Consider the following 19,488-nt stretch of genomic DNA (forward strand, 5'->3'; position numbering starts at 1 on the left):
AACAATGCGGGTTTTGGCCGCGATGAGCGGAGGAGTGGACTCGGCGGTCGCCGCGGCGCGCGCGGTCGACGCCGGGCACGACGTCGTCGGCGTGCATCTGGCTCTGTCCGCCAAGCCGGGCACGCTGCGGACCGGCTCGCGTGGGTGCTGCACGATCGAGGACTCGCACGACGCCCGGCGGGCCGCCGACATCCTCGGAATTCCTTTCTATATTTGGGATTTCGCGGAGCGCTTCACTGAAGAAGTCGTTGAGACCTTCGTCGGCGAATACGCCGCGGGGCGTACCCCGAACCCGTGCGTCACCTGCAACGAGAAGATCAAGTTCGAAGCACTTCTCGAGAAGGCGATGGCACTCGGATTCGACGCGGTTGCCACAGGCCACTACGCACGCCTCTCCGTGGAAGACGGTGTCCCCGAGTTGCGTCGTAGCGCGGACACGGGCAAGGACCAGTCGTACGTGCTCGCTTCTTTGACCTCCGAACAGCTCAGCCACGCCATGTTCCCCCTCGGGGATTCGTGGAAGAGCGACGTGCGAGCCGAGGCGGAGCGACGAGGTCTGTCCGTCGCCAACAAGCCCGACAGCCACGACATCTGCTTCATCCCCGACGGCGACACCAAGAAGTTCCTGGAGAACCGGCTGGGCCAGCGCCCCGGCGAGCTCGTCGACGCGGAAACGGGCGCAGTCCTCGGCCGGCACACCGGAGTGCACGGGTTCACGGTCGGCCAGCGCAAGGGGCTGGGCATCGATGCTCCGGCGCCCGATGGCCGTCCTCGGTACGTGCTATCGCTCGAACCGGTGTCTGGTTCCGTCAAGGTCGGCTCCGTGGCTGATCTCGGCGTCAAGGTCATCGAGGCGGATCGGGCGATCTGGCCCAGCGGCCGGCCGCTGACCGAGCCGACCGAATGCGTGGTCCAGGTCCGGGCCCACGGAGGCATCGTGGATGCGGTCGCCGACGTGGATTCCGACACCATGACGGTGCACTTGCGTGAGCCGCTGCGCGGGGTCGCTCCGGGCCAGGTCGTCGTGCTTTACCGCCCTGATGCCGAAGGCGGAGACGTCGTCCTCGGCAGCGCAAAGATCTCGGGCACCCGCTAAACGTCGGTCACTTCCGCGGCTTCTTTCGGAGCCGGTTCGTCCGTCGGCGGCCGGGGTGCATCGACGGTGGTGTCGTCGAATGCACCTGCCCTGACGGTGTCGCGACGTTGACAGTGCCGTCCGGCGTGACTTCGTAGTTCCAACCAGGCTGCCCCTCGAGCTTGCTGTGTCGTGAGCAGAACGTGGCGGCCTGATCCGCATCACCTCCGCCCTTCGTGCGAATCGGCTTGACTTGGCAACTCTGTGCCGGACGGGTGCAGCCGGGCTGTCGGCATTCCTGGTCGCGAACCCGGACGAACTCGTCCTGATCGAGCGGATAGCGAGTCGGAGACAGTTCGACGGCGTGCCCCGTTCGCGGGTCGGTGAGAACTCGGCGCAGCGTCGTGTTGGACCCGCCGATGATGTGACGAGCCAGCTTGGCCCCGATGGGCCCGCGGCCGGCCAGTGCCGCCGGGGTCTGGTTGAGGCCGATGTAGGTGGCCAGGTCGATGTGCAGGAACACTTCGGTGCGTTCGCTCGGGCCGCCCTTGCCGCTGAGCAGCAGGTCGATGGCCACGTCCGCCCGGAGCTGGTCGAGCGTGCGCGGTTCGTCCGGCGTCTTCAACGCCCGGGCGGCCTGGTCGACGCGGGCGTAGGCGGCTGCTGCCTTTTCGGTGGCTGCGTTGTTGACCGACAGGTGGGTCACTCCGGTGTCCTGGTGGTGCAGGGTGAGGCGTCGCTCGACGAGCTTTCGTTCGGTGCGGAGCGCTGCGCCCTCCGGATCGACTTGCGCGGCCGCATAGGTCGCCGCCCGGCGGACCTGGGTGGCGTTCTTTCCCGGGACCCGGTCTTCGAGGGTCGCGTCTACGACACGTACGTCGTCTCCCGACAGCCATGCTGTCGCATCGGTGACCTTCATGACTCGATGCAGGTCGAGCCGGCCGTCGTCCATCAGGTTGAGCATGCGCGGGAGGCGGGCGATCAACGCGTTGGCCGCGGAAACGATGGCGCTGGCACGGTGTTCCGTTGTGGACAAAGCCATTGCGACTTCCGAGGAGGCGCTGGGCGCGCGTCTCCGGCGCACGCTCAGGTCCGCGATCGCCCGGAGCTGCAGCGCTTGCAGCTTCGAAATCTCGCCGTCGGTATCGCGGATCAGGCCGATGACCTGGTCGTCTTTCATGTGCTGCAACGAGTTCGGGTCGGCGCGGAAGGATCGCACGCTGGACGGGAAGTCGTCGATGCCTCGGGAAGTCGCAGGAACGAGCTGGCGGACCGGTTGTGAATGTGTCATGTGTTCGACCGTACGACGGCGGACGACAAAAGTCAGCAAAACGTCACGAACGGTCCTTTCGTGACGTTCGCTTGACTTGGCGCAAGTATTTCGGGACGGTACCAGTGTGTATCGTGGTCGACATCAGAAAGGAGCGTTGTCCTAAATGGACGCTAAAAATCGCGCTTTTGCAGCGCTAGCTGCTCAGATCTTCAGTTTGAACCCCGTGTGACTCGGGACGAACCCGAGGCGCTCGTAGAACCGGTGTGCCTCAGTCCTGGAGGTGTCCGACGTCAGTTGCACGAGGGCGCACCCGCGCCGCCGTGACTCGTCGATCGCCCAGCGCATGAGCTCGGCACCCAGCCCGGCACCCCGGTGGTCGGCGTGGATCCGCACCGCCTCGATCTGACCCCGAAGCGCGCCACGTCGGGCCAGACCCGGAATGATCGTCAGCTGCAGGGTGCCGACCGGCTTGTCGCCATCCGCGACGACCACCAGAAGCTGGTGCGGATCCGCGTCGATCTCGTCGAAGGCGCGCAGGTACGGCTCGAGGTCGTCGGGATCGTCCCGCGTGGCGCCGAGCTGGTCGTCCGCCAGCATGCGCACGATCGCATCGATGTCTTCGCGCCGTGCCCGGCGAATTGCGTAGTCGGCCACGCCGTCAGTATCACAGGAGGCGGGTGAACCCTTGGTAGCTGTACTCGAACCCGAAGCGGGCGTAGAAGTCCCGCAGGTCGCCGCGGTTGAGGCCCGAATCGAGGTGAAGGCGCGTGCAGCCTCGGCGGCGGGCTTCGTCGATGCCCCAGGTCAGGAGTGCGCTCGTCACTCCGCGCCGCGCGGCTCGGATGCCTTCGAGCAGGCCGCGGGGCGCGCCGTCCCACGCGAGGCCTCGGAGCACCGTCAGCTGTGCGGTGCCGGCGACGCCGTTGTCGTCCTCGGCCACGACCAACGTGACGTTCGGGGTGTTCGTGAGTTCGCGGAGTGCGGCCGCCAACGGCGCGCCCGGCGCCGCGAACAGGCGCACGAGCGCCTCGATGTCCGTTGTGCGGGCACGTCTGATGACCTCCATTTCATCCAGTATGCAGGAGGCAGCACGAAGGATCTGACCGCAACGATGTGGCTACCGGCAGTGCTGGCCGCGCCAGCGTCACGCCACCGTGTAGCGGCGGACTCCGTCGACAACTTGGGCGCTCAATTTGCCTTGTGACACCAGAAGATCGAGATGTGCGGCGGTTTCGAGCACTGCGAGTATCTGGTTGAACGAGTCCATTTCGGACAGTTTGCGGTTGCGCCGGGTCCAGCCGATCCGATGTGCTGCCTCGTACGCGCAGGTTGCTCCGGCTTCGATTTGGGCGGCGATCGTCTCGAGGCGCTGACGGTGGTGTTCCAGCAGTTCGTCGACCCGAGTGTGCACGCTTTCCGACACCGGACCGTGCGCGGGAAGCATGCGGCGATCCGGCATGGCGCGCACCAGGCGGAGCGAGTCGATGAAGTCGTTGAGCGGCAGTTCGGCCGGCACCGGCTGGAACCCGATGGAGGGCGTGATGTGCGGCAGCACGTGGTCGCCGGAGAACAGCAGGTCGGCAGTGTCGTCGACGAAAACGACATGCCCGGACGTGTGGCCCGGAGTGGCGACGACTTCGAATTCGCGCCCGGGCAGGATCGACCGTGGGCCCGGCGTAAGCCATTCGTCGGGCGCTTCCCAAAGGTCGGCTTCCGTGTGCCGCCGGTTGGTGCCGAACTGGCGGCCAAGCTCTTCCACGACTTCGCCGGCCCCGGCCTGGAACAACAGGTCGATCTGGGCCTCCATCGGCAGCCGGTCGGGATTGTTCGACGCCTTGAGCGACGGCTCTTCGTCCTGGCCGAGCGCGATCTTCGAACCGAAGTCACGACGGAGGACCACCGCTTGCGAATAGTGATCCCGGTGTACGTGGGTGACCAGGAACTCGCTGACGTCGGCGAGTTGGGCGCCGATCCCGCCCAGGGCGTCCGCGAGCTGTTTCCGGGCCACGGTCAGCGCCCAGCCGGAGTCGACCAGGACCAGCGTCTGGCCGTCGGTGACCGCGTAGACGTTGACCGCCCGCAAAGCGTCGTTGGGCAGCGGCAACGGGATCCGGTAGACGCCGGTCGAGACCTCGTAGATCCCGGGCTCGGTCCAGTTCCTGTCGCTGCTTTCCGGCAACGGTTCCACGGTGACCTCCGTCCCGGCGAGACTGCGGCGTCCCGGCCTTTCTTCACCTTGAGCCGTGCCGGGGCCGCTGTCCACCAGGAGGAGATGAGACGCCGGTCACTCGCTCAGTCGGTGTCCTGCTTCAGGGCGGTGTCGATCGTCAGGGCCGCGGCGACGACCATGCTGGCGAGCGGATCCGGGAGCGGGTGCGGGATCTCCACCACGTAGTTGTCGGCCGTGGTGAAGGCGGCTTTGAGCAAGCCGCCCCATGTCTTGGTCACGCGGGCGACCTCGGTGTCGGCGTGATCGCGGATCGAGAAGTTCCAGGCGCGCCAGTTCTCCGCGAAGATGCCGCCGACCGACCGGCCGTCGACGACGAAGCCGAACCGGATCTTGCCGAAAACGTTCTCTTGGACGATCTCGCCGATCGGCGTCTCGTCCGCCCGGGTGACGAGGAACCGGGACTTGAACACCTTCGCCGGCCGGGTCACCTTCAGCACGGTGCTGTGGTTGGCGTCGCGAACCTCGAACTTGTGGGTCAGGAACTGGTCGTAGTTGGTCAGGAGCCGGATCGCCTTCTTCAGCGTGCTCTGGCCGACCTCGACGACCCCACCGAGCTGGTTGCCGTGCTGGTCGAAGACGCCGAACTCGTTCGCCATCTCGATCAGCTTGGCGCGCTGGTTGACCACGAGGACCGGCTCGGTGAAGAGGGTGCCGCCCCCGGCCCGCGCGCCGCCCCGGCCGCGTGTTGCGCGATTGACCTGGTGCTGGATTCGGGCCGGGTCGTGGGCGCGTTCGATGTCCAGCTCGATCGGCACGGAATCACTCGGTGGCGGCGATTGGTGCGCCGGCCGGGTGTCGGCGGTCCAGGCCCGGCCGTCCCACCATCGGTGCAGACGGGGGTCCCGCGCGTCCGGGTACCAGCCCGGCTGCGGTGGCGAACTCGTCATGGCCGGTCAGCCTATCTCCGTGGACCCGCTGATGGCGTCGGCCAAGGGATATGCGGTGAATGTCCGCATCCCGGCGCCCCGGCCGGTGCCCGCGCCGGGATGTCCACCAGAATCGGTGTTCGTGAGTGAGCGAATCTGGCCCAGCGGAGCTGCGACGGCGATCGGCTCGATGCCGGGCACCGATCCTGCCGAAGCGGCCGCGGTCGTGTTCGGCGAGTTGCCCGACTTCCCGCACCTGCCTGAACTGCCGGCCCGCGGCGTGGGGGCCGACATGCTCGGCCGGACTGCCGCGCTGCTCGTCGACCTGGCCGTCGACGTGGTGCCGAGCGGCTACCGAGTTGCGTCCCGGCCCGGGCACGAGCACCGCCGGGCCGTCGACCTGCTCCAGTGGGACCTTGACGCCGTGCAGGAGGCGCGGGAGAAGGCCGGAGCCACCCCGCCGGTCTTCAAAATCCAGCTGGCGGGGCCGTGGACGCTCGGCGCCGGGATCGAACTACCCCGCGGGCACCGGGTACTCACCGATCGCGGGGCCCTGCGGGACTTCACGTCGTCCCTACTGGACGGCCTCGTCGAACACGTCGCGGAAGTGCAGGCCAGGACCGGTGCGCCGGTGGTGGTCCAGTTCGACGAACCGTCGTTGCCCGCGGTGCTGGCTGGGAATCTGTCGACCCCGTCCGGCTACGGGAACGTCCCGGCGGTTCCTGAGCCCGAAGCGCGCCAGCTGCTCGACACCGTGATCGACGGTGCCCGGCGGATCACCGGCCGCCCGGTGATCGTGCACTGCTGCGCAGCGAAACCGCCTCTGGGCCTGCTGCGTGAGGCGGGTGCGGACGCCCTGGCCTTCGACCTCGCCGCGCTCGATGGTGCCTCCGCCGCGTTCCTCGACGAGATCGGGGAAGTGTGGGACGGCGGGGCCACGCTGTTCCTGGGTGCGGTCCCGACAACGTCGTCCGGCGCTTCGCCGAGTTTGAAGGACGTCGGCGAGCCGGCGTTCCGGTTGGCCGATCGGCTCGGCTTCAATCGCAGCGTCCTCGCCGAACGCGCGGTGCCGACACCCGCTTGCGGCCTCGCCGGCGCGACGCCGGAATGGATGCGCCGGGCCCTGTCCTTGACGCGGGACCTCGGCAAGGCCTTCGTCGAACCGCCGGAAGGCTGGTGACGGAATCGGGCAACTCGCCGACGTGCGCCGCGGCCGGCAAGTAGCGTTGGCGGGGTAGCCGACCGAACGAGGACCACCCGAGACCATGCGCCTGTTCCGCCGCAAGAGCACCGCCGCCGATCCGCCCGATCCGCGCACGGCGTGGTCCGAGCAGCCCGTGCCTGCCGATCCGGCGGCCGCTGCGGAGGCGTTCTGGCACGGCTGGTTCGAGCTGCTGCCGATGGTCAGCGCGGCGCTGGGCGAAGGTGAGCCGCACCGGGTCGAGCACGAGCTCTGCCAGCTGGTGGAGGCCCTGCACCCGCGGCTGCACTTCTCGCTCGAGCGTGGTCGCCAAGCGATCTACGCCCTGGTCGTGACCGGTCAGGAAGACCCCGACGTGCGGCCGTTCACCGACGCCTGGCGTGCTGCCGCGCCGCCCGACGACGCGATCTGGGAGTACCACGACTCCGTGCCGCCGGTGCCCGATCCGACCGAGGTGACGGTGAACCTCGGCGAGCACCGGATCGCGCTGGCCGATGTCCGGGTCGTCGCTCAGGTGGACGACGACGAGCACGTGGTCGACGTCGCCGTCTTCCACCCGCGCTTCGGTGAGCTCGACGACGCGACCCGGCGGACGATGACCTTCTTGCCGCTCGATGCGACATTGGGTGAACGGCTCGCCGCCGAACGGTTACGGCGCGTCGAGACCGCGGAGGCCGAGCCGACCGGCGCCATCACCCTTCTGGAGTTCCGTGAGCTGGTCCGCGGACTGGCCCCCGGACCGGACGAAAATGTCGGTACCTCCGGCTAGGGTTACCACCCGTGAGCAGCACCGAACTTCCCCAGGACCAGGTCGTGGCGGCCGCGGAGGACGTGACCGACGTCCCGGCCGACGTGCGCGAGCGGCACGGCGCCCTCGCCGAGGAACTGCGCAACCACCAGTTCCGGTACTACGTTCTGGACTCGCCGATCATCTCCGACGGGCAGTTCGACGAGCTGCTGGGCGAACTGCAGCAGATCGAGGACGAATACCCGGGCCTGGTGACGCCCGAATCGCCGACCCAACGGGTCGGCGGCACTTTCTCGACCGAGTTCACCGCGTACGACCACCTCGAACGCATGCTGAGCCTGGACAACGTGTTCGACACCGAGGAGTTTCTTGCCTGGGTCGAGCGTGTCGAAAAGGAGGTCGGGCAGACCGAGTTCCTGGCCGAGCTGAAGATCGACGGCCTGGCGATCAACCTCCTGTACGAAAACGGCCACCTCACCCGGGCGCTCACCCGCGGCGACGGCCGGACCGGCGAGGACGTCACGCTCAACGTCCGCACTCTCGACCAGATCCCGGAGACGCTGACCGGGACCGACCAGTTCCCCGTGCCTGCGCTCGTCGAGGTGCGCGGCGAGGTTTACTTCCGCGTCGAGGACTTCCTCGAGCTGAACGCCAAGATGGTCGAGGCGGGCAAGCCGCCGTACGCGAACCCGCGCAACACGGCGGCCGGCTCGCTGCGGCAGAAGGACCCGAAGATCACCCGCGAGCGGCGGCTGCGGCTGATCTGCCACGGATTGGGCAAGCGCGAGGGCTTCGAGCCACAGCGTCAGTCGGAGGCGTATGACGCCCTGGCGGCGTGGGGGCTTCCGGTGTCGCCGCACAGCAAGGTTCTGACGTCGGCCGACGAACTCACCGCGCACATCACCTACTGGGGTGAGCACCGGCATGACGCCGAGCACGAGATCGACGGTGTCGTAATCAAGGTCGACCGGGTGGCGCTGCAGCGGCGGCTGGGCACGACGTCGCGCGCGCCGCGGTGGGCGATCGCCTACAAGTACCCGCCGGAAGAAGCCATCACGACGCTGCTGGACATCCAGGTCAACGTCGGCCGGACCGGGCGGGTGACGCCGTTCGCCGTCACCGAGCCGGTCAAGGTCGCGGGGTCGACCGTCGCGCGGGCCACCCTCCACAACCAGGAGGAGGTCAAGCGCAAGGGCGTGCTCATCGGCGACCGGATCGTCATCCGGAAGGCCGGCGACGTCATCCCCGAGGTCCTCGGGCCGGTGGTGGACGCGCGCACCGGTGACGAACGCGAGTTCGTCATGCCCACTCACTGCCCGGCCTGCGGCACCGAACTCGCCTACCAGAAGGAAGGCGACAAGGACATCCGCTGCCCGAACAGCCGCTTCTGCCCCGCGCAGCTGCGGGAACGCCTGTTCAGCCTGGCCGGGCGCGGCGCTTTCGACATCGAGGTCCTCGGATACGAGGCGGCGGCCGCGCTGCTCGACGCGCGGGTGATCGCCGACGAGGGCGATGTCTTCGACCTCGACGAAGACAGCCTCGCCGAGGTCGAACTGTTCCGGACCAAAGCTGGCGACTTGTCGGCGAACGCGCGAAAGCTGCTTGCCAACCTCGATGTGGCGAAGGACCGGCCGCTGTGGAAGGTGCTGGTCGCTTTGTCGATCCGCCACGTCGGGCCGACCGCGGCGCAGGCCCTGGCGCGGGAGTTCGGCTCGATCGAGCGCATCGAGCAGGCGACCGAGGAAGAGCTCGCGGACGTCGACGGCGTCGGCCCGACCATCGCCCGCGCGACGCGGGAGTGGTTCGAGGTCGGCTGGCACCGGGAGATCGTCGAAAAGTGGCGACGCGCCGGCGTGCGGATGGAGGAGGAACGCGACGACTCGATCCCGCGCAACCTCGAAGGCCTGTCGATCGTGGTGACGGGCTCGCTCGACGGCTTCTCCCGCGACGAGGCCAAGGAAGTCATCATGGCGCGTGGCGGCAAGGCCGCCGGGTCGGTCTCGAAGAAGACAGCGTTCGTGGTCGTCGGGGATTCGCCTGGTTCGAAATACGACAAGGCGGTTCAGCTCAAGGTTCCGGTGCTCGACGAAGCGGGCTTCCGCGTTCTGCTGGAGCAGGGCCCCGACGCGGCGCGGGAGGTGGCGCTGCCCGCCGGCGACGAGACCGCCGAGGACGAGACCGGGGGAACGGATGGGTGATGTCGAGATCCGGCCGCCGCGGCCCGAGGAGTACGCCGCGGCGGGCGAGGTCACAGTCCAGGCCTACGAGGCCGACGGCCATCTGGCGCACGACGTCGGCTACGACGCCGTGCTGCGTGACGTCGCCAGTCGGGTGGAGGAGGCCGAGGTCCTCGTCGCCGTCGACGGTGCGGGGGAGGTGGTCGGGACCGTGACCATCGTGCGGCCGGGGTCGCCATACGCCGAGATTTCGCGTCCGGGTGAGCTCAAGTTCCGGATGTTGGCGGTGGCGCCGTCCGCGCGTGGGCGCGGTATCGGCGAGGCCCTGACCCGAGCCGTGTTCGACCGCGCTCGCAGTCTGGGGCTCCGGAAGGTCGTGCTCAGCAGCCTGGAACGGATGCACAGCGCGCATCGGCTCTACGAGCGTCTCGGGTTCGCGCGCCTGGCCGAGCGGGACTGGCGGCCGTTTCCGCACATCACGCTGATCGCCTACCAGATCGACGTCTGACCTGGGCGTTGTCGGGAAAGGGACGAACCCGGGTGGGCTCGTCCCTTTCCGCCGTTTCGACGCTAGCCGTCGAGGACCACCGCGACGATGCCGGCGAGGTGGGCGAGCCGGGCGACTTCGGCGGCGCGGAAGTTCGGGCCGCCGGGGCGGGCGACGAGCAGCGCCTTGCCCGGCTTGCCGAGCGGAGTTGCGGCCAGCTCGGTGCCGAGCTCTTTCCACGTCTCCGGGATCCAGGCTTCTTCGCTGTCGAGGACCGTGGCGCGTTCGAGCGGCAGCCACGGCAGGTCGGTGATCGGCGTCTCCGGAGCCGCGCTGGACGAGGCCAGCCGGACCGCGCCGGTCTCCGAATGCTCGACGATCATCGCCCAGCCGGCGCGCACGATGCGGGGGACACCCTCGGCGAGGATGTCCAGGCCGGACTTCGGCTGCGCGGCGATCTCTTCGACCAGTTCGAGCTCGCGGTGCGTGTCCAGGACACCCGCGTACGGACGGACCGCGTCGACTTCGACGCCCTCGACGCTCTCCGCCGCCGTGATCAGCGCGTCGGGCAAGCGGCCCGACGGGAGCTCGACCACCAGGTCGTCGACTGCGACCCCGGTGCCGCGCTCGACGACGTCCACGCTGAGGATGTCGGCGCCTACCGTGCCGAGCGCCGTGGCTACCGCGCCGAGGGTCCCCGGGCTGTCCGGAAGGAGGACCCGGATCAGGAACGACACCACGCGCCCCTCTCACCTCTGGCGTCCCAGCCTTGCCGTGGGACGCTCGATGCCGGTCGCCGATTGTGACAGACCCACCCGGCTCGCGGGACCTGCTGTCCGCCGGGCGGGATGTGAGCGTCGCCGGACGGCAGCCGGCCTGCGCCGGGCGTAACCCAGTCGAGTCCGCCCGCGCCGCCACCATAGACTTGCAGCTTCCGAGACAACCCGCACAGCACAACCCGGGAGTCACCCGCGTGCCCAACATTTCCCGAGACGAGGTCGCGCACCTCGCGAAGCTGGCCAGGCTGGCCGTGACCGACGACGAAATCGACGTCTTCGCCGGCCAGCTCGACCAGATCCTGGACTCGGTGGCCAAGGTGAGCGAGGTCGCCGCCGCCGACGTGCCGCCCACGTCGCACGCCGTGCCGCTGACGAACGTCTTCCGACAGGACGTCGTGGTCCCCGGGCTCACGCAGCAGCAGGCACTGGCCGGTGCGCCGGCCGCCGAGGACGGGCGTTTCCGGGTGCCGCGGATTCTGGGGGAAGAGCAGTGAGCGAGCTCATCAAGCTGACCGCCGCCGAGCTGGCGGCGAAGATCCACGCGCGCGAGGTGTCGTCGGTCGAGGTCACGCAGGCGCACCTGGACCGGATCGCCGAGGTCGACGACCACATCCACGCGTTCCTGCACGTCGACACCGAGGGCGCGCTCGCCGCGGCCAAGAAGGTCGACGAGGGGATCGCCGAGGGCAACGCGCCCGCGTCGCCGCTGGCCGGCGTGCCGCTCGCGCTCAAGGACGTCCTGACCACCGAGGGCGTGCCGACGACCTGTGGTTCGAAAACGCTCGAAGGCTGGATCCCGCCGTACGACGCGACGGTGACGCGCAAGCTGCGCGAAGCCGGTGTCGTGATTCTCGGCAAGACGAACATGGACGAGTTCGCCATGGGGTCGTCGACCGAGAACTCGGCGTACGGCCCGACGCACAACCCGTGGGACCACGCCCGGATCCCGGGCGGGTCGGGCGGTGGCTCGTCGGCGTCGATCGCGGCGTTCGAGGCCGCCATCGCCATCGGTACCGACACCGGCGGCTCGATCCGGCAGCCGGGGGCCGTCACCGGGACCGTCGGGGTCAAGCCGACCTACGGCGGGGTGTCGCGCTACGGCCTTGTCGCTTTTTCGTCCTCGCTCGACCAGGCCGGGCCCTGCGCGCGGACGGTGCTCGACGCCGCCCTGCTGCACGAGGTCATCGCCGGGTACGACCCGCGGGACTCGACGTCCATCGACGCGCCGGTGCCGCCGGTCGTCGCCGCGGCGCGGCAGGGTGCCAACGGTGACCTGAAGGGCGTCAAGGTCGGGGTCGTCAAGGAGTTCGGCGGCGACGGCTACCAGGCGGGGGTGCTGCGGTCGTTCCAGGCCGCGGTCGAGCAGCTGCGGGCGCTCGGCGCCGACGTCGTCGAGGTGTCGTGTCCGAATTTCGTCTACGCGTTGCCTGCCTACTACCTGATCGCGCCCAGCGAGTGCTCGTCGAACCTCGCGCGGTTCGACGCCATGCGTTACGGCATGCGCGTCGCCGACGACGGCACGCACAGCGCCGAAGAGGTCATGTCGCTGACGCGGGAAAAGGGCTTCGGCGCCGAGGTCAAGCGGCGGATCATGCTGGGCACCTACGCGTTGTCGTCCGGCTACTACGACGCCTACTACGGGTCGGCGCAGAAGGTGCGCACGCTGATCACGCGGGACTTCGACGCCGCCTTCGAGCAGGTCGATGTCCTCGTTTCGCCCACGACGCCGACCACGGCGTTCAAGATCGGCGAACGCGTCGACGACCCGATGGCCATGTACCTCGCCGACCTGTGCACGATCCCGTCGAACCTCGCCGGGAACGCCGCCATGAGCGTGCCGAGCGGGCTGTCGGACGAGGACGGGCTGCCCGTCGGCCTGCAGATCATGGCCCCGGCGCTCGCCGACGACCGGCTCTACCGGGTCGGCGCCGCCTACGAGGCCGCCCGTGACGCCGCCGCCGGCGGGGCGCTCATCCACAAGGTCCCGGAGCTGGGAGGAACGAAGTGACTGCCGTGGCCGAGTTGATGGACTACGCCGACGTCGTCGAGCGGTTCGACCCGGTGCTCGGGCTCGAGGTGCACGTCGAGCTGAACACGAACACGAAGATGTTCTGCGGCTGCCCGAACGAGTTCGGCGGCGAGCCGAACACGAAGGTCTGCCCGACCTGCCTCGGCCTGCCCGGGGCGCTGCCGGCCGTCAACGGCAAGGCCGTCGAGGGTGCCATCCGGATCGGGCTCGCGCTGAACTGCGAGATCGCCGAGTGGTGCCGGTTCGCGCGGAAGAACTACTTCTACCCGGACATGCCGAAGAACTTCCAGACGTCGCAGTACGACGAGCCGATCGCCTTCAACGGCTACCTCGACGTCACGCTCGACGACGGCGAGGTCGTGCGCGTCGAGATCGAGCGCGCGCACATGGAGGAGGACACCGGCAAGTCGCTGCACGTCGGCGGCGCCACCGGGCGGATCCACGGTGCCGAGCACTCGCTGCTCGACTACAACCGGGCCGGCGTGCCGTTGATCGAAATCGTGACGAAGCCGATCACGGGCACCGGCTCGCGTGCGCCCGAGGTCGCCCGGGCCTACGTCTCGGCGCTGCGCGACCTGCTGCGCGCGCTCGACGTCTCCGACGTCCGGATGGACCAGGGTTCGCTGCGGTGCGACGCGAACGTCTCGCTGATGGCGAAGGACGCGACGGAGTTCGGGACGCGCACCGAGACGAAGAACGTCAACTCGCTGCGCAGCGTCGAGCGCGCCGTCCGGTATGAGATGACGCGGCAGGCGGCGATCCTCGCCGAGGGTGGCTCGATCAAGCAGGAGACGCGGCACTTCCAGGAGGCCGACGGCACCACGTCGTCCGGGCGGACGAAGGAGACCGCGGAGGACTACCGGTACTTCCCGGAGCCCGATCTGGTCCCGATCGCGCCGTCGCGGGAGTGGGTCGAACAGCTGCGCGGGACCCTGCCGGAGATGCCGTCGGAGCGGCGGAAGCGGATCCAGCAGGAATGGTCGCTTTCCGACGAAGCCCTGCGTGACCTGCTGAACGTCGGTGCCGTCGACCTCGTCGCGGCCACGGTCGAGGCCGGCGCCACGCCGGACGAGGCGCGCGGCTGGTGGGTCAACACCCTCGCCCAGGAGGCGAACGCGCGCGAGGTCGAGCTGACGGACCTGGCGATCACGCCGAAGCAGGTGGCCGAGGTGATCGGGCTGGTGTCGTCCGGTGAGCTGACGAACAAGCTCGCCAAGGAGGTCGTCCAGGGCGTGCTCGCCGGCGAGGGCGAGCCTCGCGAGGTCGTCGAGAAGTGGGGGCTGAAGGTGGTCTCGGACGACTCGGCCCTCCTCGCGGCGATCGACGAGGCCTTGGCGGCGCAGCCGGACGTCGCGGAGAAGATCCGCGGCGGGAAGGTCGCCGCCGCGGGGGCCATCGTCGGCGCGGTCATGAAGGCGACCAAGGGGCAGGCCGACGCCAAGCGGGTGCGTGAGCTGATCATCGAACGCGTCGGTTCCTGACGTTGCCGAATTTCGTCAAGAGCGTCACCTGGCGCGAGTGGCTCGGCCTGGCGGCCGGGCTGCTCGCGCTGGGCTCGACGTTCCTGCCGTGGACCACGCTGACCGCGACCAGGCCGGACATCGAAGACATCCTGACGCAGCTGCCGCACGGAGACGTCGTGCGCGATGCCTGGCACTCGAGCTTCTTCGCCTGGTGTCCGCCGTTGCCGCTGTTGCTGGCCGGGCTGGTCGTGGTCGTTTTCGGGCGAATCCGGAACCTGCGGATCAGCGGGCTGCCGCACCTGTGGCTGGTGGTCGCCGCGGCGTCGCTGCTGCTGATGGCGCTGGGCTGGTTCACCCTGGACTGGGAGTTCGACGCCGACCAGCGGGGCATCTTCGAGGCGGCCGGGATCGCCATCGGGCCCGGGCTCGGCCGGTTCCTCGGGTTGTTCGCCGCGCTCGTGTCCTGCGTTGTCGCATTTCTGGATGTGCGGGCCATGCGGGCTGAGAGCCGGCAGCCGCGGAAGGCGCGCAGCAAGATCCGCTGACCTTCGCGGGTGTCGCGCGGTCGCTCGATAAGAGTCCTGCTGCGGAGAACTTCCGTCGGGATCGCGGAGTCGTCCGACCGGTGGATCGCGGGCGCCGACAACGTTGTCATCACGGGCGAGCGTTGCATGAGAAAGCGCTTTCTGGAACGGTCGGTGAGGCGCAGCCCGGGCGTGGAGGTCGCCGTCCCGTGGGTGGGCGCGGTGCGAGATCGACGCTGCGGGGGCGCGGAGCCGAACGAAGGAGGCTCGAGGTGGCTGAGAGAAAGCGCTTACGGGTCGCCGTCGTCGGGACCGGGGCCATTGCGGAAAGCCACTGGGTCGCCTTCGAGGTTCACCGTGAGGACGTCGAGATCGTGGCCGCCGCCGACGTCGACGAGGCGCGCGTTGCCGCCTTCTGCGCCGAGGCCGGTGGCGCCCGGCCCTACCGTGATCTGGGCACCCTGCTCGCCGAGCAGGAACCTGACCTCATCTCGATCTGCACGCCGCCGGGCCTGCACGTCGAGCACACGAAACAGGCGCTCGAAAGCGGTGCCTGGGTCTGGTGCGAAAAGCCACCATGCCGATCGCTCGCCGAGTATGACGAGATGACCGTCGCCGAGCGGAAGGGCGGTCCGTACGCCGCCTTCGTTTACCAGCAGCGGTCCGGCTCGGGTGCCGCGCACTTTCGGGAGCTGCTCGCCGGTGGCGAGCTGGGACGGCCGCTCGTCGCGCACTGCCAGACCACCTGGTACCGCGATGCCGCCTACTACGCGGTGCCGTGGCGCGGGCGCTGGGACACCGAGGGCGGCGGGCCGGCCATGGGCCACGGTATCCACCAGATGGATCTGCTGCTCCACCTGCTCGGCGACTGGGCCGAGGTGCGCGCGATGACCGCGCGGCTGGTGCACGACGTCGAGACCGAAGACGTCTCCACCACGCTCGTCCGGTTCGAGTCGGGGGCGCTGGCGACGGTCGTCAACAGCGTCCTCTCACCGGACGAGGTGAGCCGGATCCGGGTCGACTGCGAACTCGCCACCGCGGAGCTCACCCATCTCTACGGATACGGCGTCAAGGACTGGCGCTACACGCCGGCGCCGCACGTCGACGGGGACGCCGTCGAGCGGTGGCACTCCCCGGCCGACGACGTCGGCAGCTCGCACGCCGCCGCTTTCGCGCCCATCCTCGCCGCCTACCGGGCCCGGCGGCGGCCGCCGTGCAGCGGGGACGACGGGCGGCGGGTGCTCGAGTTCGTCGCCGCGCTGTACAAGTCCGCGGCCACCGGCGCCGGTGTGCGACGCGGGGAGATCGGGCCCGGTGACCCCTTCTACCGCTCGATGGCCGGAATTCGGACAGGAGAGGGCGGATGAGCGCGACGATCACCGTGACCCACCGGCACGGCGAGCACGTGGCCGTCGAGGCGGGCGGCGTCCGGCTGATGTCCTACGTGTACCGGCCCGACCCCGTGGCCTTCGAGTCCCGCAAGCCCTACGCCCACCCGCTGCGGACCCTCGGCGGACGGCACGTCAGCGGCTACCGGCCTGCCGACCACCGGTGGCACAAGGGCCTGCAGATGACGTCGAGTCACCTCTCCGGGCAGAACTTCTGGGGCGGGCACACCTTCGTCCCCGGCGACTGGTACCAGGAGCTGCCCGACCGCATCGGCTCCATGCGGCACGACGGATTCGCCGGCTTCACCGTCGAACGCGACCGGCTGAGCCTGACCGAAGACCTCACCTGGGTCGCCAACGACGGCGACGAGTGGGCGCGCGAGCGGCGGGACATCGTCGTCCACTCGGTCGAGCCCGGTGAAGGGGCTTGGGCGCTCGACTGGGCGATCGAGCTGACCAACATCCGTGACGTCCCGCTCGTGTTCGGCAGCCCGACCACCGCCGGCCGCGAGCGCGCCGGGTACACCGGCCTGCACTGGCGGGGGCCGCGCGACTTCGGCGGTGGCCAGGTGCTGGGCCCCAGCGACCTCGAGGGCGAGGCGATGATGGGCGCGCAGGCGCCGTGGCTCGCGTTCGTCGGCGAGCACGACGACGTCGACGCGCATTCGACGCTCGTCTTCGCCCACGCGCCCGAGAACGACAAGGCTATCCACGAGTCGCACTGGTTCGTCCGCGCCCGGGAAGCACCCATGGTCGCCTTCTCGTGGGCGTTTTTCGATGAGTTCGACCTGCCGCCGGGCGAGAGCTTCGCCTACCGGTACCGGATCGTCGTCGCCGACGGGGCTTGGGACCGCGACCGGGTGACCTGCTACCTCGATGGGCACGGGTGGTCATGACCGATTTTCCGCTCCCGGGCGCCATCGGCGTCTCGCACCTGCGCGCCTACGACTGGGCGGCCGAGGACGGCGTCCGCGGCGGTAGCCCGCACGTCCACCTCGCCTGCACCGAGGCCTACGTCGTCACCGGCGGCCGGGGCGTCGTCCAGACCCTGAGCACCGGCGGCTACGCCGAGACGCCGCTGGAAGCCGGCGTGATCGCGTGGTTCGCGCCCGGCACCGTGCACCGGATGGTGCCGGAGGACGGTCTGCGCGTCACGGTCCTCATGCAGAACAGCGGGCTGCCGGAGGCCGGGGACGCCGTCTTCACCTTCCCGCCCGAAGTGCTCGCCGACGCCGCCGCCTACGCCGAGGCCGCGGCGTTGCCGAAAACCGACCAAGCCGCGCGACACCGCCGTGACCTGGCGATTCGCGGGTACCTGCCGCTGCGTGCCGCTCTGCGGGACGGCGATCCGGAACCGCTGCGGGCGTTCCACCGTGCGGCCGTCGCGCTCGTCGCGCCGAAGGTCGCAGAGTGGGTACCGCGCTGGCAGACCGGGGCGTTGCGGGCCGCCGAACTGACCGGCGCCCACCTGAAGGCGCTCGCCGACGGCGACGGGAGCCACCTCGACCGGTCCGGCCTGCGGGTCGCGACGCCGTCGAACCCCGACGGCTACGGCATGTGCGGCCGCCGCACCGAATACGACATCCCGCTCGACCAGGAAGGCTTGCCGTGACGAACCAGTCCAGCATCGGAGTGCTGCTCAACGGGGTGACCGGCCGGATGGGCTACCGGCAGCACCTGCTCCGGTCGGTCCTGGCGATCCGCGAACAGGGTGGGGTCGCCCTGCCGGACGGCAGCCGCGTGCAGCTCGAGCCGATCCTCGCCGGCCGCAGCGCCGCGAAGCTCAAGGACCTCGCCGACCGGCACGGCCTGACCGCGTGGACCACCGACGCCGGCTCCGCGCTGCAGGACGTCGACGTCTACTTCGACGCGCAGCTGACGTCGGCGCGCGAGCCGTCGGTGCGGGCGGCGATCGCCGCGGGCAAGCACGTCTACGCCGAGAAGCCCCTTGCCGAAAACCTGACATCGGCGCTGGAGCTGGCCGGGCTCGCGCGGGACGCCGGGATCTGCCACGGCGTCGTGCACGACAAGCTGTTCCTGCCCGGCCTGCTGAAACTGCGGCGGCTGATCGACGGCGGCTTCTTCGGACGGGTCCTGTCGGTGCGCGGCGAGTTCGGCTACTGGGTCTTCGAAGGCGACTGGCAGGAGGCGCAGCGCCCGAGCTGGAACTACCGCGCCGAGGACGGCGGCGGGATCGTGCTCGACATGTTCTGCCACTGGACCTACGTGCTCGAGAACCTCTTCGGCCGCGTCTCGGCGGTGACGGCGAAGGCGGTGACGCACGTCCCGCGCCGCTGGGACGAGCAGGGCGAGCCGTACGCGGCGACGGCGGACGACGCCGCGTACGGGATCTTCGAACTGGACTCCGGGGTCATCGCGCAGATCAACTCGTCCTGGTCGACGCGGGTCTTCCGCGACGAGCTGGTCGAATTCCAGGTCGACGGCACCGAAGGCAGCGCGGTCGCCGGCTTGCGGCGCTGCCGCGTCCAGCACCGCTCGGCGACGCCGAAGCCCGTCTGGAACCCGGACCTGCCGGCCACCGAGCCGTTCCGCGACCAGTGGCAGGAGGTGCCGGACAACGCCGAGTTCGACAACGGCTTCAAGGCGCAGTGGGAGGAATTCGTCCGGGACGTCGTCGCCGGCCGCCGGCACCGGTACGACTTCTTGTCCGCCGCCCGCGGGCTGCAGGTGGCGGAGGCCGGGTTGACGTCGTCGGCGGAGGGACGGCGGGTGGAGCTGAAGCCCCTGGCTTAGTTCAGGATTGCGGGAACTGCGGGGCTTCGAGCACGCGGTAGTGGTACGTCTGGCGTTCTTCGTGGTCGACGAGCGTCCGGAAACCGGCCGCTCGCACGACTTCCAGCAGTGTGCGGACGATCAGTTCGTTCGCCGTGAGCACGTAGCCGACGAACGGGTCGTCGGAGTCCTGCGCGAGCAGGTGCGCGCGGTAGGACTCGGTGTCCTCGACCGGGGCGCGCCAGTCCAGCGTGACGCCGAACGGCTGGATGTCGTTGACGAGGACCTGGGCGCCGGCCGGCCACGGGTCGGGGCTGAACCGGTCGAGGACCGCGGCGGCGAACCCCATGCGGGTGAGCTCCGCGCGCACCGCTTCGGCCAGCTCCCGCCAGGCGGCCACGGCTTCGTCCGGGGCGCGGAACATGGGGTCGTCCGCGACGAGCGCGGCCTTTTCGTAACGGAACGGGTCGGTCACTTCGGCACCTTAACACCGGGCCGGTGGTGACCGGCGCCGC

General features: G+C 69.7%; 20 protein-coding genes. 13 read left to right on the forward strand and 7 right to left on the reverse strand.

Features of this window, described 5'->3' with window-relative positions; translation table 11 throughout:
- Positions 1–4: 4 nt before the first annotated feature.
- A complete protein-coding gene (gene mnmA, locus ACLJPY_RS23030) occupies positions 5–1,096 on the forward strand; it encodes a tRNA 2-thiouridine(34) synthase MnmA (RefSeq protein ID WP_410591370.1) in 1,092 nt (363 codons plus the stop codon).
- A 7-nt stretch (positions 1,097–1,103) separates the two neighbouring features.
- On the opposite strand, the gene ACLJPY_RS23035 is transcribed toward mnmA, so the two are convergent.
- The 5 genes from ACLJPY_RS23035 to ACLJPY_RS23055 all read right to left on the reverse strand — a co-directional run bounded on the left by ACLJPY_RS23035 (position 1,104) and on the right by ACLJPY_RS23055 (position 5,465).
- A complete protein-coding gene (locus tag ACLJPY_RS23035) occupies positions 1,104–2,366 on the reverse strand; it encodes a DUF222 domain-containing protein (protein ID WP_410591372.1) in 1,263 nt (420 codons plus the stop codon).
- A gap of 183 nt (positions 2,367–2,549) precedes the next feature.
- The gene (locus ACLJPY_RS23040; protein WP_410591374.1) at positions 2,550–3,002 is read right to left on the reverse strand and encodes a GNAT family N-acetyltransferase; all 453 of its coding nucleotides are present in this window, start codon (positions 3,000–3,002) and stop codon (positions 2,550–2,552) included.
- Positions 3,003–3,012: 10 nt separating this feature from the next.
- The gene (locus tag ACLJPY_RS23045; RefSeq protein WP_410591376.1) at positions 3,013–3,414 is read right to left on the reverse strand and encodes a GNAT family N-acetyltransferase; all 402 of its coding nucleotides are present in this window, start codon (positions 3,412–3,414) and stop codon (positions 3,013–3,015) included.
- A 78-nt stretch (positions 3,415–3,492) separates the two neighbouring features.
- On the reverse strand, positions 3,493–4,536 hold the full coding sequence (locus ACLJPY_RS23050; RefSeq protein ID WP_410591378.1) for an MBL fold metallo-hydrolase: 1,044 nt from the start codon (positions 4,534–4,536) through the stop codon (positions 3,493–3,495).
- Between the two features lie 104 nt (positions 4,537–4,640).
- Positions 4,641–5,465 (reverse strand): phospholipid scramblase-related protein, encoded by an 825-nt coding sequence (locus ACLJPY_RS23055; protein ID WP_410591380.1) that lies wholly within the window; start codon positions 5,463–5,465, stop codon positions 4,641–4,643.
- A gap of 121 nt (positions 5,466–5,586) precedes the next feature.
- Here ACLJPY_RS23055 and ACLJPY_RS23060 point away from each other — a divergent pair, with 121 nt between their 5' ends.
- The 4 genes from ACLJPY_RS23060 (at position 5,587) to ACLJPY_RS23075 (ending at position 10,078) form a co-directional block, all read left to right on the forward strand.
- Positions 5,587–6,624 (forward strand): methionine synthase, encoded by a 1,038-nt coding sequence (locus ACLJPY_RS23060; RefSeq protein WP_410591382.1) that lies wholly within the window; start codon positions 5,587–5,589, stop codon positions 6,622–6,624.
- Positions 6,625–6,709: 85 nt separating this feature from the next.
- Complete coding sequence (locus tag ACLJPY_RS23065; RefSeq protein WP_410591384.1) at positions 6,710–7,414, forward strand: hypothetical protein; 705 nt, start codon at positions 6,710–6,712, stop codon at positions 7,412–7,414.
- A gap of 11 nt (positions 7,415–7,425) precedes the next feature.
- On the forward strand, positions 7,426–9,591 hold the full coding sequence (ligA, locus tag ACLJPY_RS23070) for an NAD-dependent DNA ligase LigA (protein WP_410591385.1): 2,166 nt from the start codon (positions 7,426–7,428) through the stop codon (positions 9,589–9,591).
- A complete protein-coding gene (locus ACLJPY_RS23075) occupies positions 9,584–10,078 on the forward strand; it encodes a GNAT family N-acetyltransferase (RefSeq protein WP_410591387.1) in 495 nt (164 codons plus the stop codon). The genes ligA and ACLJPY_RS23075 overlap by 8 nt, the downstream gene beginning before the upstream one ends.
- A 62-nt stretch (positions 10,079–10,140) precedes the next feature.
- Here ACLJPY_RS23075 and ACLJPY_RS23080 read toward each other — a convergent pair whose 3' ends face one another.
- A complete protein-coding gene (locus ACLJPY_RS23080) occupies positions 10,141–10,794 on the reverse strand; it encodes an amino acid-binding protein (RefSeq protein WP_410591843.1) in 654 nt (217 codons plus the stop codon).
- Between the two features lie 236 nt (positions 10,795–11,030).
- Here ACLJPY_RS23080 and gatC point away from each other — a divergent pair, with 236 nt between their 5' ends.
- The 8 genes from gatC to ACLJPY_RS23120 all read left to right on the forward strand — a co-directional run bounded on the left by gatC (position 11,031) and on the right by ACLJPY_RS23120 (position 18,994).
- Positions 11,031–11,330 (forward strand): Asp-tRNA(Asn)/Glu-tRNA(Gln) amidotransferase subunit GatC, encoded by a 300-nt coding sequence (gene gatC, locus ACLJPY_RS23085; RefSeq protein ID WP_310974691.1) that lies wholly within the window; start codon positions 11,031–11,033, stop codon positions 11,328–11,330.
- Entirely contained in the window at positions 11,327–12,844 is a 1,518-nt protein-coding gene (gene gatA / locus ACLJPY_RS23090; protein ID WP_410591388.1) for an Asp-tRNA(Asn)/Glu-tRNA(Gln) amidotransferase subunit GatA, read from the forward strand. The genes gatC and gatA overlap by 4 nt, the downstream gene beginning before the upstream one ends.
- Positions 12,841–14,346 (forward strand): Asp-tRNA(Asn)/Glu-tRNA(Gln) amidotransferase subunit GatB, encoded by a 1,506-nt coding sequence (gatB, locus tag ACLJPY_RS23095; protein WP_410591389.1) that lies wholly within the window; start codon positions 12,841–12,843, stop codon positions 14,344–14,346. The genes gatA and gatB overlap by 4 nt, the downstream gene beginning before the upstream one ends.
- The gene (locus tag ACLJPY_RS23100; protein WP_410591845.1) at positions 14,343–14,873 is read left to right on the forward strand and encodes a hypothetical protein; all 531 of its coding nucleotides are present in this window, start codon (positions 14,343–14,345) and stop codon (positions 14,871–14,873) included. Before gatB ends, ACLJPY_RS23100 begins: the two co-directional genes overlap by 4 nt.
- Positions 14,874–15,124: 251 nt before the next feature.
- The gene (locus ACLJPY_RS23105; RefSeq protein ID WP_410591391.1) at positions 15,125–16,219 is read left to right on the forward strand and encodes a Gfo/Idh/MocA family protein; all 1,095 of its coding nucleotides are present in this window, start codon (positions 15,125–15,127) and stop codon (positions 16,217–16,219) included.
- On the forward strand, positions 16,216–17,136 hold the full coding sequence (locus ACLJPY_RS23110) for a PmoA family protein (protein ID WP_410591392.1): 921 nt from the start codon (positions 16,216–16,218) through the stop codon (positions 17,134–17,136). The genes ACLJPY_RS23105 and ACLJPY_RS23110 overlap by 4 nt, the downstream gene beginning before the upstream one ends.
- Complete coding sequence (locus ACLJPY_RS23115; RefSeq protein WP_410591394.1) at positions 17,133–17,852, forward strand: cupin; 720 nt, start codon at positions 17,133–17,135, stop codon at positions 17,850–17,852. Before ACLJPY_RS23110 ends, ACLJPY_RS23115 begins: the two co-directional genes overlap by 4 nt.
- Before the next feature lie 47 nt (positions 17,853–17,899).
- On the forward strand, positions 17,900–18,994 hold the full coding sequence (locus ACLJPY_RS23120) for a Gfo/Idh/MocA family protein (protein ID WP_410591846.1): 1,095 nt from the start codon (positions 17,900–17,902) through the stop codon (positions 18,992–18,994).
- 1 nt (position 18,995) lies between these two features.
- On the opposite strand, the gene ACLJPY_RS23125 is transcribed toward ACLJPY_RS23120, so the two are convergent.
- A complete protein-coding gene (locus ACLJPY_RS23125; protein WP_410591396.1) occupies positions 18,996–19,448 on the reverse strand; it encodes a hypothetical protein in 453 nt (150 codons plus the stop codon).
- Positions 19,449–19,488: the final 40 nt, after the last annotated feature.

The sequence above is a fragment of the Amycolatopsis sp. lyj-23 genome (assembly GCF_046549135.1).
GTDB lineage: Bacteria > Actinomycetota > Actinomycetes > Mycobacteriales > Pseudonocardiaceae > Amycolatopsis.

Excerpts from the sequence above, each read along its gene's own strand:
- mnmA (WP_410591370.1), top strand. The coding sequence starts at position 5 with ATGCGGGTTTTGGCCGCGATGAGCGGAGGAGTGGACTCGGCGGTCGCC.
- ACLJPY_RS23035 (WP_410591372.1), bottom strand. The coding sequence starts at position 2,366 with ATGACACATTCACAACCGGTCCGCCAGCTCGTTCCTGCGACTTCCCGA.
- ACLJPY_RS23045 (WP_410591376.1), bottom strand. The coding sequence starts at position 3,414 with ATGGAGGTCATCAGACGTGCCCGCACAACGGACATCGAGGCGCTCGTG.
- ACLJPY_RS23055 (WP_410591380.1), bottom strand. The coding sequence starts at position 5,465 with ATGACGAGTTCGCCACCGCAGCCGGGCTGGTACCCGGACGCGCGGGAC.
- ACLJPY_RS23065 (WP_410591384.1), top strand. The coding sequence starts at position 6,710 with ATGCGCCTGTTCCGCCGCAAGAGCACCGCCGCCGATCCGCCCGATCCG.
- ACLJPY_RS23075 (WP_410591387.1), top strand. The coding sequence starts at position 9,584 with ATGGGTGATGTCGAGATCCGGCCGCCGCGGCCCGAGGAGTACGCCGCG.
- ACLJPY_RS23110 (WP_410591392.1), top strand. The coding sequence starts at position 16,216 with ATGAGCGCGACGATCACCGTGACCCACCGGCACGGCGAGCACGTGGCC.
- ACLJPY_RS23115 (WP_410591394.1), top strand. The coding sequence starts at position 17,133 with ATGACCGATTTTCCGCTCCCGGGCGCCATCGGCGTCTCGCACCTGCGC.
- ACLJPY_RS23120 (WP_410591846.1), top strand. The coding sequence starts at position 17,900 with ATGGGCTACCGGCAGCACCTGCTCCGGTCGGTCCTGGCGATCCGCGAA.